The 10,755-nt window shown below is 63.4% G+C and carries 10 protein-coding genes and 2 riboswitches; of the genes, 6 read left to right on the plus strand and 4 right to left on the minus strand.

Annotated elements, in window-relative coordinates; all coding sequences use genetic code 11:
• Positions 1–8 precede the first annotated feature (8 nt).
• The 6 genes from hda (at position 9) to VF285_RS06770 (ending at position 5,396) form a co-directional block, all read left to right on the plus strand.
• Entirely contained in the window at positions 9–725 is a 717-nt protein-coding gene (gene hda / locus VF285_RS06745; protein WP_346951854.1) for a DnaA regulatory inactivator Hda, read from the plus strand.
• A gap of 11 nt (positions 726–736) precedes the next feature.
• A complete protein-coding gene (locus VF285_RS06750; RefSeq protein ID WP_346951855.1) occupies positions 737–1,432 on the plus strand; it encodes an HAD family hydrolase in 696 nt (231 codons plus the stop codon).
• Between the two features lie 8 nt (positions 1,433–1,440).
• Complete coding sequence (gene pcnB, locus VF285_RS06755) at positions 1,441–2,844, plus strand: polynucleotide adenylyltransferase PcnB (RefSeq protein ID WP_346951856.1); 1,404 nt, start codon at positions 1,441–1,443, stop codon at positions 2,842–2,844.
• Positions 2,845–2,850: 6 nt separating this feature from the next.
• On the plus strand, positions 2,851–3,348 hold the full coding sequence (gene folK / locus VF285_RS06760) for a 2-amino-4-hydroxy-6-hydroxymethyldihydropteridine diphosphokinase (RefSeq protein ID WP_346951857.1): 498 nt from the start codon (positions 2,851–2,853) through the stop codon (positions 3,346–3,348).
• An 11-nt stretch (positions 3,349–3,359) separates the two neighbouring features.
• Positions 3,360–3,911, plus strand: coding sequence for a dihydrofolate reductase (locus tag VF285_RS06765; RefSeq protein ID WP_346951858.1), 552 nt, complete (start codon positions 3,360–3,362; stop codon positions 3,909–3,911).
• Between the two features lie 204 nt (positions 3,912–4,115).
• Positions 4,116–5,396 (plus strand): aspartate aminotransferase family protein, encoded by a 1,281-nt coding sequence (locus VF285_RS06770; protein WP_346951942.1) that lies wholly within the window; start codon positions 4,116–4,118, stop codon positions 5,394–5,396.
• 181 nt (positions 5,397–5,577) lie between these two features.
• Here VF285_RS06770 and VF285_RS06775 read toward each other — a convergent pair whose 3' ends face one another.
• The 4 genes from VF285_RS06775 to gcvT all read right to left on the minus strand — a co-directional run bounded on the left by VF285_RS06775 (position 5,578) and on the right by gcvT (position 10,400).
• Complete coding sequence (locus VF285_RS06775; protein ID WP_346951859.1) at positions 5,578–5,799, minus strand: 4-oxalocrotonate tautomerase family protein; 222 nt, start codon at positions 5,797–5,799, stop codon at positions 5,578–5,580.
• 88 nt (positions 5,800–5,887) lie between these two features.
• Positions 5,888–8,773, minus strand: a complete 2,886-nt coding sequence (gcvP, locus tag VF285_RS06780; protein WP_346951860.1) for an aminomethyl-transferring glycine dehydrogenase — start codon at positions 8,771–8,773, stop codon at positions 5,888–5,890.
• A gap of 84 nt (positions 8,774–8,857) precedes the next feature.
• Complete coding sequence (gene gcvH, locus VF285_RS06785) at positions 8,858–9,229, minus strand: glycine cleavage system protein GcvH (RefSeq protein WP_346951861.1); 372 nt, start codon at positions 9,227–9,229, stop codon at positions 8,858–8,860.
• An 88-nt stretch (positions 9,230–9,317) separates the two neighbouring features.
• Complete coding sequence (gene gcvT, locus VF285_RS06790) at positions 9,318–10,400, minus strand: glycine cleavage system aminomethyltransferase GcvT (protein ID WP_346951862.1); 1,083 nt, start codon at positions 10,398–10,400, stop codon at positions 9,318–9,320.
• A gap of 40 nt (positions 10,401–10,440) precedes the next feature.
• Positions 10,441–10,539, minus strand: a riboswitch (glycine riboswitch).
• 12 nt (positions 10,540–10,551) lie between these two features.
• A riboswitch (glycine riboswitch) is annotated at positions 10,552–10,644 on the minus strand.
• Positions 10,645–10,755: the final 111 nt, after the last annotated feature.

The following is a 10,755-nucleotide window of genomic DNA, read 5'->3' on the forward strand; positions in this document are numbered from 1 at the left end:
CTATTTGCATGACGCAGCAACTTCTCCTGGATATCCTGCCTGGTGCGACGCCAACCCTCGAAAGCTTCGTGGCCGGAGTGAACTCGGCCGCTTTGGAGTCGGTGAGGCAGCTCACGGCGGGCCACGCACTGTATCTATGGGGAAGCGCCGGCTCGGGACGCAGCCACCTGCTGCGAGCGCGGGCCCAATGCCCGGGCGGTCATTATCTGGACGCACGGGCGCCAGCCCACTGGCTGCATGCGCTGGCCCTGGATGAAGACCGCAGCCTCGCGCTGGTGGCCGTCGATGACGTGGGCGAACTCAACGATGCCGCCCAAGCGGCGCTCTTTGCGCTTTTCAACCGCTGGCGGGCAGCGGCTACCACCCCCGGGGCTTTTGCCTTGCTCACGGCGGGAGATCGCGCACCGCTCACCATGCCCCTGCGCGAAGACCTGCGCACGCGCCTGGGTTGGGATCTGGTTTACCGACTTGAGCAACTGACGGACGAAGACCGCGCCACGGCACTGCAGGAGCGCGCGGCAAGCCGCGGGCTCAAGCTGTCAGACGAGATCTTGCACTGGATACTCACGCATCATGACCGCGACATGGGGCGACTGACAGCCCTCATCGACACGCTGGACCATTATTCGCTGGAACGCCATCGGCCCATTACGCTCCCCTTGCTGAAGGAGCTGCTGGCCCATCCATCCGGCACACAACCTTCTTCTCCACACCACGGCTCCTGATTCGGAACTTCATGAATACACCCACACAACTGGCCCTCTTCGACCTGGACAATACCCTGCTGCCCTTTGACAGCGATCACCTGTGGGCAGATTTTCTGGCGCGCACAGGACGGGCTGGAGACCCGGTCCAGGCCCGTGCGCGCAACGATGAACTTCTGCGACGCTACAACGAGGGCACGCTGAGTGCACAGGAAGCCGCCGACGTCATGCTGGGATTGCTGCAACTAGGGACCCCAGAGGAACTCGTCCACTGGCAGCACGACTACATGCAGGAGGTCATCCTCCCTGGCATTCGGCCCGTCGCGCAAGAGTTGATCGCGCGCCACAAGAACCAGGGTGCGCTATGTGCGATCGTGACCTCGACCAACGCGTTCGTGACGCAACCCATTGCGCAGGCGCTGGGCTTCGAGCACCTGATTGCCACCGTCCCTGAACGCGACGCACACGGACGCTACACGGGGCGCATGCAGGGCACCCCCGCCTTCCAGGCGGGCAAGGTCCTGCGTGTGCGCGCCTGGCTTCAAGGCCTCGGCTTGCGGCTCGAGGACTTTGCCGAATCGTGGTTCTACAGCGACTCCATGAACGACCTGCCACTGCTGGAGGTGGTGACACAGCCGGTCGCTACCAATCCGAGCCCTGCCTTGCGTGAACTGGCACTCCACCGCGGCTGGCAGGTTCTGGACCTGTTTGCAGACATAAAGTCATAAAATACGCCATGCTCAAGCAGACCATCAAACATTTCGTCTCGCGGTTGTTCGCGACTCCATCCAGTGGCCCCGTGCGCTTGTCACGCGACAAGCATGGCATCGATCGCCGTCTGGTGTCGCGGCATGCCATCAAGGTCTGTGAAGTCCTGAATCAGCAAGGGTTCGATGCCTACATCGTGGGCGGCGCAGTACGCGACCTCATTGCCGGCCTCCCCCCTAAAGACTTCGACGTCGCCACCAACGCCACACCCAACCAGATCCGGCCACTCTTTCGACGGGCACGCATCATTGGTCGCCGCTTCCAGCTAGTCCACGTCGTGTTCGGCCAGGAAATCATCGAGACTTCCACTTTTCGTGCCCCCTCCTCGGGTGAACAAGAAACTGACGAGCACGGGCGCATTCTGCGGGACAACGTCTTTGGCACCCACGAAGAAGACGCGGCGCGGCGCGACTTCACCATCAACGCCCTGTACTACGACCCCCTAAAAGAAGAAGTCATCGACTTTCACCAAGGGGTAGCCGACCTCAAGAACCGGGTGGTCCGCATGATTGGCGACCCCGAGACGCGCTTTCGCGAAGACCCGGTACGCATGCTGCGCGCGTTGCGCTTCCAGGCCAAGCTGGGTGCACACATCGACCCGGCCACCGAAGCGCCCATCAGCCGCCTGGCTTCGCTCATCGAGCACGTGCCCGCGTCGCGTCTCTTTGACGAAACGCTCAAGCTCCTCACCTGCGGTCACGCCATGGACTGCCTGCGCGAGCTGCGTCGGTCCGGCCTCACCAAGAGCCTGATCCCGCTCATCGACCGCATCTTCGAAGAAGAAGGCGGCGAAACGTTCGTCGAGATCGCGCTGTCGCGCACCGACGATCGCGTGCGCCAGGGCAAGGCCGTCAGCCCCAGTTTCCTGTTTGCAGCCTTGCTGTGGCGCCTGGTCGAAAAGCGCTGGACCGCCCAGGTGGCCGACGGCGTGCAACGCAACGAGGCCCTGATCCGGGCCGCCGATTCCGTCATCGAAGCGCAAATGGACAAGCTCGCCATTCAGCGCCGCCATCAGGCCGACATGCGTGAAATCTGGCTCATGCAGGCGCGCTTCGAGCGCGCCACGGTACGTTCCATCTGGCGCATGATGGAGCAACCTCGCTTCAGAGCATCGGTCGATTTTCTGCAGCTGCGCGCGGAAGCACGCGAGGTGGACAGCGTGCTGGCTCAGTGGTGGATGGACCTGTCCAACAGCGGCGACGACCGTCGCGCGCAGATGATAGACACCTGGCAAGCGGGCCACGCGGGCGCGCGCCGTCTGGGCTCGGGCACCACAAAACGTCGCCGCCGGCGGCGCAAGCCCACCGAAGGGTCGGACCACACGGAAACCCGAGTGACTGCACCCGAAGATCCAGCCCCGCAAACCAACTGAGCCACCATGGCCGAGCGTGCGCAAACAGCGGCTGTCCTGGCTTATGTCGGGCTGGGTGCCAACCTGGGCAATGCGGCTGCCACTGTCAGGGCGGCCGCGAATGAGCTGGCACAGGCTCACGGCATTGGCCAACTCCAGCTTTCGAGCCTGTATGAAACCACGCCGATCGACAGCTCGGGGCCCAATTACGTCAACGCCGTCGCCCAGATCCACACCCGCCTCGAACCCTTGGCGCTGCTCCAGACCTTGCAGGCCATCGAAGCAGCCCACGGCCGCACGCGCCCGTATCACAATGCGCCTCGCACGCTGGATCTGGATCTGCTCTGGTATGACGGGCGCAGCCTGAACGAACCGACCTTGGTCGTGCCGCATCCCCGCATGCACGAGCGCGCCTTCGTCCTGCAACCCCTGCAAGAACTGGCCGGCGATCTGATGCTTGCTCAAGGCTCGCTTACGGCGCTGCTGCGCCATTGCGGCGACCAAGGCATCCACCGCCTGGACTGACACGGCTGGCAATGGGCACTGCGGTTACACTGACGCGCATGGAACCGACTGCTCCCATCCGCCCCATCATCCGTCTCGTGGTGGCCTACTGCGACAACCGCGTGATTGGTCTGGACGGCACCATGCCCTGGCACCTGCCTGCCGATCTGGCACACTTCAAACGCAGCACGCTGGGCCATCCCATTCTGATGGGTCGCAAGACCTGGGCCTCGTTGCAACGCCGCCCGCTGCCGGGCCGACGCAATCTGGTGCTGACCCGAAACGCGCACTTCACAGAGGCTGGCGCCGAGCCATTCGCAAGCATGGACGAAGCGATCAGGGCCTGTGCCACTGCCACGCACCTCTGCGTGATCGGCGGCGAACAGGTGTTCCGGATGGCGCTACCGCTGGCGGACGAAATCTTCGCCACTGAAATTCATGCAACCCCGAAGGGCGATACCTGGTTTCCCGCGCTACCCGAAGGACAATGGCACGCCATCGAACGCCTGCCGCAGGCGGCCGAGAGCGGCTTGAGCTTCGACTTCGTGACATACACGCGCACGCACGCACCCCGGCAGGGCTGACGCCCTTGGCAGTCCGCTGACCGGATCCACAGGCACAGGCTCGACGAGGCTCTGACATTTCCCGGCCACATCATCAGGGAAAGTGCGCTTGTGCGCCGGCGGCGCGTGGTCGAGAATGGACGCATTGTCGTCTTTGAATTCACACTCGTCCATGAGGCCCCAATGACCACACAATCTCCTCCCATCGATCTTTCCAATCTGTGGATGCCGTTTACGGCCAACCGCCAGTTCAAGGCACACCCCCGGCTGCTCAAGGGGGCACAAGGCATGTACTACACGGCGGCTGACGGCCACAGAATCCTGGACGGAACGGCGGGCCTGTGGTGCGTGAACGCAGGACACGCACGCCCCGAGATCATTGCCGCCATCACCCGGCAGGCCAGCCAGCTCGATTACGCCCCCAGCTTCCAGATCAGCCACGAAGACTCCTTCCGGGCGGCCTCGCGAGTGGCGGCCCTCATGCCCGATGGCCTGGACCGCATCTTCTTCACCAATTCGGGTTCCGAATCCGTCGACACCGCACTGAAAATCGCACTGGCCTACCACCGCGCGCGAGGCGAGGGCCAGCGTACCCGTCTCATTGGCCGCGAACGCGGCTATCACGGCGTGGGCTTTGGCGGCATTTCAGTCGGGGGCATTTCGCCCAACCGCAAAACGTTTTCAGGCGTTCTGCTGCCCACAGACCATCTGCAGCACACCCACGCGCCCGAACATAATGCGTTCTCACGCGGGCAACCTGCCTGGGGTGCCCACCTGGCCGACGAACTCGAACGCATCGTGGCCTTGCACGACGCCTCGACCATTGCTGCCGTCATCGTGGAACCCATGGCGGGCTCCACGGGCGTCCTGGTACCGCCTGTCGGCTACCTCGAGCGCCTGCGCGAAATCACTTCCAAGTACGGCATTCTGCTGATTTTCGACGAAGTCATCACCGCATTTGGGCGCCTGGGCGCCGCCACCGCCAGCGGGCGCCTGGGCGTGACCCCTGACCTCATCACCATGGCCAAGGGCATCAGCAACGCAGCCATCCCGGCCGGTGCAGTCGCCGTCCAGCGCGGCATCTACGATGCCATCCTGGGGGCCAGCAAGAGCGGCATCGAGTTCTTCCACGGGTATACGTATTCAGCACACCCCATGGCCACGGCCGCCATCCTGGCCGCGCTCGACATCTACGAGCACGACGGCCTGTTCGAGCGTGCCGATTCGCTCTCCAAGCTCTTCGAAGACGCGGCTCACAGCCTGCGAGGGCGGCCTCACGTCATCGACGTGCGCAACATCGGCCTGGTCGCTGGCATCGAGCTCGCCCCGCGCGAAGGGGCTCCCGGCGCCCGGGCAGCCGAAGTCTTCACCAAGTGCTTCGACCGGGGCGTCCTGGTGCGCTACACCGGCGACACGCTGGCCTTCTCGCCGCCGCTCATCATCGAAGAATCGCAAATTCACGAACTGTTCAACACGGTGTCGGAAGTACTGACCGAAATCGCGTAGGACCAAGGCAAGCGCCAGGCAAGCAGGCGTCGGACGCAACTGCACCACCTTCGTCATGCTTCGCCATAAAAAACACCCCAAAAGCTGGATCGATGTCCAACTTTTGGGGTTCAGTTCATCTGGCGTGGATTTTTTTCAGCGTGACGATGGTATCCGGACACAATCCCGGGAAACAGGAAATTCAGGATTTCCCGGCCGCCTGGCGCGCCCTGACCCGTAAAGTCGTCACAGTTTCGCCGCCAATGCCCCAGCTGTCGGTATCGACTTCTTCGATGACGACAAAAGTGGTCTTGGGGTTCTTGCCCAGCACATCCACCAGCAATTGCGTCGCGCCTTCGATAAGCTTGGCCTTTTGCTCGGCGGTTGCGCCCTCGCGCGTGATCTTGATGTTCACAAACGGCATGAATGCTCCTCATGAAAAGACCACGCACGCGTGGTCGGACAGCCCGAGGCCCCAGAGTACACCCTGGAGCCTCGCACGGACCACAGACCTACGCGGGCGTATGCTCCGCAGCCGGCAAATACGCTTCCATCGGGGGGCAGGCACAACTGAGATTGCGATCGCCCCAGGCGTTGTCCACCCGCGCCACGGGCGGCCAGTACTTGCGGTTCTGCATGCCCGGCACCGGATACGCTGCCTGTTCGCGGGTATACGGATGCGACCATTCCTGCACCAGAAGCGAGGCCGCGGTATGCGGCGCGTTCACCAGCACGTTGTCCTCCAGCGGCTGCTCCCCCCGCTCCACCGCCGCGATCTCTGCACGGATCGCGACCATGGCGTCGATGAAGCGATCCAGCTCTTCGACGCCTTCAGACTCCGTCGGCTCGACCATGAGGGTCCCAGGCACGGGAAAGCTCATGGTGGGCGCATGGAAACCGTAGTCCATGAGGCGCTTGGCCACGTCTTCAGCATCGATGCCACTGGCTTCCTTGAGCGGCCGCAGGTCCAGAATGCACTCGTGCGCCACCCGGCCTGTTGCCCCCGAGTAGAGGATGGGGTAGTACGGTGCCAGGCGGGTCGCCAGATAATTGGCATTGAGAATGGCCACCTGGGTAGCACGGCGTAGCCCCGCTGCCCCCATCATGGCGATATACATGTACGAGATGGGCAGGATGCTGGCCGAACCATAGGGCGCCGCCGACACAGGCCCGGACTGCCCGGCAGGCAGGCGTCCGTCTTCCCCCACGACCCCCGGCAGGTACGGTGCCAAGTGCGCCCGCACTGCAACCGGACCTACGCCCGGCCCGCCACCCCCATGGGGGATACAGAACGTCTTGTGCAGGTTCAGGTGGGACACGTCTGAGCCAAATCGGCCAGGACGGGCCACACCCACCAGCGCGTTCATGTTGGCCCCATCCAGATAAACCTGGCCGCCCGCATCGTGAATCAGCGCGCAGATTTCGGTCACCGTAGGCTCAAACACGCCATGGGTGGACGGATACGTGATCATGAGCGCCGCCAGCCGATCGCCCACCTGGGCAATCTTGGCCTTGAGATCCACCATGTCGACGCTGCCATCGTCGGCCGAGGCCACCACGACGACTTCCATGCCCGCCAGATGCGCCGAGGCAGGATTGGTGCCATGGGCAGAGGCCGGAATCAGGCAGACGTTGCGCTGCAGCTCGCCGTTGGCCTGGTGATAGCCACGAATCGCGAGCAGGCCCGCGTATTCGCCCTGTGCGCCCGAATTGGGCTGCAGGCTGACACGGTCGTAACCGGTGATCTCGCACAGCGCAGACGACAGCCGCGCGATGAGTTCCTGATAGCCCTGGGCCTGACCCGCTGGGGCGAAGGGGTGCATGTGACTGAATTCTGGCCAGGTCACCGGAATCATCTCGGCGGTCGCGTTGAGCTTCATGGTGCACGAACCCAGCGGAATCATGGTGCGATCCAGCGCAAGGTCTTTGTCGGACAGAGCCCGCAAATAGCGCAGCATGTCCGTTTCGGACTTCACGCGCGAAAACGCGGGGTGCGCCAAAATGGGGCTCGCGCGGCGCAAGGCGACGGGAATGCCGTCCACCGAACGCGAGAAATCCGGTACCACGCGAGACACTCCGACCCCGGCGGCCAGCACGCCCACCAGGATTTCGATATCGGCTTCGCCAACTGTCTCGTCCAGCGACAGTGCGATGTGTGCGTCATCCACGTGACGCAGGTTCACTCCGCCATCGACGGCCGCATCCAGCACTGCCTGAGTACGAGCACCGGTTTCCAGCAACAAGGTGTCGAAATGGCTGTCGTTGCAGACCTTCAACCCCATCGTGCGCAGTGCGACTGCCAGCTGCTCCGTATGCGTGGCCACCCGCCGGGCGATGTTCGAAATACCCTTGGGACCATGCCAAACCGCATACATGGCCGCCATGACAGCCAGAAGCACCTGCGCCGTGCAGATGTTGGACGTCGCCTTCTCGCGGCGGATGTGCTGTTCGCGCGTCTGCAAGGCCAGCCGCAGTGCAGGCTCGCCGTGCGCATCTTGCGACACGCCGATCAGCCGCCCCGGCAGGTGCCGCTTGTAGGCATCCTTGCAGGCCATGAAACCGGCATGTGGCCCGCCATATCCCATGGGCACGCCAAAACGCTGGGCCGAGCCCACCGCGATGTCGGCCCCCCACTCGCCAGGCGGGGTCAGCACCGCCAGCGCCAGCAGATCCGTCGCCACTGCGACCACGGCACCAGCCTGGTGCGCCTGTTCCACCAACGCACGGTAATCGCTCACCGCGCCCAGGCTATGCGGGTACTGCAGCAGCACACCAAAGCATTCGGGCAGGCCCTGCGATTCGTCGCCCACCACCAGCTCGATGTCCAGGCCGGCAGCACGCGTGCGCACCACTTCAAGAGTCTGTGGATGCACGTGTTCAGACACAAAAAAGTGCCGGGACTTGGCCCGCGAAACCCGGCGTGCCAGCGTCATGGCCTCGGCTGCGGCCGTCGCCTCGTCAAGCAACGATGAATTAGCAATGTCCAGGCCCGTGAGGTCGGTCACCATGGTCTGAAAAATCAGCAGTGCTTCGAGCCGGCCTTGGGAGATTTCTGGCTGATAGGGGGTATAAGCCGTGTACCAGGCGGGATTCTCGAAAATATTGCGCAGGATTACGTGCGGCACGTAGGTGCCGTAATAGCCTTGCCCAATGTAGCTATGCAGGACCTGGTTGCAGGCGGCCACGGCCTTCAGGTCAGCCAGCGCTTCGATTTCGCCCAGGGGACCAGGCAGATCCAGATAGGGGGCCTCGGACAGGATGTTGCCTGGCACCACCTCGCGCACCAGCGCGTCCAGGCTGGACACACCAATAGCCGCGAGCATGGCACGCTGGTCATCTTCGGACGGCCCGACATGGCGGGCAACAAATTCGGAATGCGTGGCGGGATCGCGCAGCATGAAGTTCTCCGGGATCGAACGGGTATATCAATGTCAGGCACCCCTGGGGCGACACGCTCACGCCGCCGTACGGGGGTGCAGCGTTCAGGCCTGCGCCTGATAGGCGGCAGCGTCCATCAATGCGTCGGCGTCAGCGGCGTTGTCGGGGCGGATCTTGAAGATCCAGTGTTCGTACGCCGCTTCATTGATGAGTGCGGGTTGGTCATTGAGCGCCTCGTTGAAGGCCACGATCTCGCCCGACACCGGGGCGTAGATGTCGGACGCCGCCTTCACGGACTCGACCACGGCAGCGTTGTCGCCGGCAGCCACTTTGGCACCCACCTGAACGTCACCCACGAACACCAGGTCGCCGAGCTGATCCTGTGCGTCATCGGTGATGCCCACCAGGAAGACGTCGCCGTCGGCCTTGACCCACTCGTGGGACGTCGTGTATTTGCGATCGTTGGGAATGGACATGAAGTACCCCGTAGAAATGGACTAATGGACTAATGGATTAACAGACAGAAAAAATTCAGTGCTTGGCACCCGGCCTGCGCAAACGCAGTCAGGCCAGTACCTTGCCGTTGCGCACGAAGGGCGGATGGACGACTTCCGCGGGCACCCACTTGCCCCGAATCTCGACCTCGACGCGGTCCCCGGCGGACGTTCCCGCTGGCACGCGGGCCAGGCCGATCGACACCCCCATGGTGGGAGCCATGGTGCCGCTGGTCACCAGCCCTTCTCCGTGAGCCGTGCGCACCTTCATGTGGCCGCGCATGATGCCGCGCTCCAGCAGCTTGAGCCCCACCAGTTCGCGGGCCTTGGAGGCGCTCTCCAGCGCTTTGCGGCCAATGAAGTCGCGCGCTTCGTCCTTGAACGAGACGGTCCAGGCCAGACCCGATTCGAGCGGATGCACGGTTTCATCCATGTCGTTGCCGTATAGATTCATGCCTGCTTCCAGGCGCAGCGTGTCGCGTGCACCCAATCCGCAGGGGTGGACACCGGCCGCCAGCAACGCATCCCAGAAGGTCTTGGCCACTATCGCAGGCAGGACGATCTCGAAACCATCCTCGCCGGTGTAGCCCGTTCGGGCCACCAGGGTGTTTTCATCGACCAGCGCCCCCGTGAACGGCTTCAGATCTTGTGTGGCGGGCTTCCATTCGGGACGCACCTGCCAGACCGTCTCGCGCGCCTTGGGGCCCTGAACGGCCAGCATGGCCAGATCCCTGCGCGGGGTGACCGACACATCAAATGCGGCGGCCTGTTCACGCAGCCAGGCAAGATCTTTATCAGCCGTGCCGGCGTTGACCACCATGCGCCAGCGATCCGGCGCAAAGAAATAGGTGATGAGGTCATCGATCACGCCGGCATCGGGGCGCAGCATGCACGAATACAGCGCCCTGCCAGGATGGCCGGCAATCTTGGCCACGTCATTGGCCAGCAGATGACGCAGAAAATCCTGGGCCCGTGCGCCGACGATGTCGACGTTGAGCATATGAGAGACGTCGAACACCCCCACGGCTTGCCGTACGGCGTGGTGTTCTTCCAACAGCGAACCATAGGACAGCGGCATGTCCCAGCCACCAAAATCGACGATCTTGGCGCCGAGCGCCACGTGGGTCTCGTACAGAGGAGTTTGAGCAGGCATCGGAGCTCCGGGCGAAATGGGAGGACGGCACGTGTGCCGAAACCGCCCTTCTGTCCTTTTGCCTGAGAGTTGCCCCGCATCCACAGGGGTTCACCTTCGGCGCCTGCCCACCAAGGCAGGTCTCTCCAGAATGCTGCGATGCGCACACGGCATCTTGCGGATGGTACGGGGTGCCTGAGCGATTCTGGGCGAATTGCGCCTTCGGCGGCTGCCAGCATCGGCAGCACTCTCCCACCCGCATCGGGTGACAGCAGGGCAAAATATACTCTGAAATGGTCCTGCTCAACAATCAGAGTCAGACTTTCTCACGCGATCACCTTCGGAACTCAACCACACAGCCGCGCCAATGCACACG

Origin of the sequence: Castellaniella sp. (assembly GCF_036379515.1) — a bacterium.
Lineage (GTDB): Bacteria > Pseudomonadota > Gammaproteobacteria > Burkholderiales > Burkholderiaceae_B > Castellaniella.

Coding starts and splice junctions, on each gene's coding strand:
- gcvP (WP_346951860.1), bottom strand. CDS start 8,773: ATGCTGCGCGATCCCGCCACGCATTCCGAATTTGTTGCCCGCCATGTC.
- pcnB (WP_346951856.1), top strand. CDS start 1,441: ATGCTCAAGCAGACCATCAAACATTTCGTCTCGCGGTTGTTCGCGACT.
- VF285_RS06765 (WP_346951858.1), top strand. CDS start 3,360: ATGGGCACTGCGGTTACACTGACGCGCATGGAACCGACTGCTCCCATC.
- VF285_RS06775 (WP_346951859.1), bottom strand. CDS start 5,799: ATGCCGTTTGTGAACATCAAGATCACGCGCGAGGGCGCAACCGCCGAG.
- gcvH (WP_346951861.1), bottom strand. CDS start 9,229: ATGTCCATTCCCAACGATCGCAAATACACGACGTCCCACGAGTGGGTC.
- gcvT (WP_346951862.1), bottom strand. CDS start 10,400: ATGCCTGCTCAAACTCCTCTGTACGAGACCCACGTGGCGCTCGGCGCC.
- VF285_RS06750 (WP_346951855.1), top strand. CDS start 737: ATGAATACACCCACACAACTGGCCCTCTTCGACCTGGACAATACCCTG.
- folK (WP_346951857.1), top strand. CDS start 2,851: ATGGCCGAGCGTGCGCAAACAGCGGCTGTCCTGGCTTATGTCGGGCTG.
- VF285_RS06770 (WP_346951942.1), top strand. CDS start 4,116: ATGCCGTTTACGGCCAACCGCCAGTTCAAGGCACACCCCCGGCTGCTC.
- hda (WP_346951854.1), top strand. CDS start 9: ATGACGCAGCAACTTCTCCTGGATATCCTGCCTGGTGCGACGCCAACC.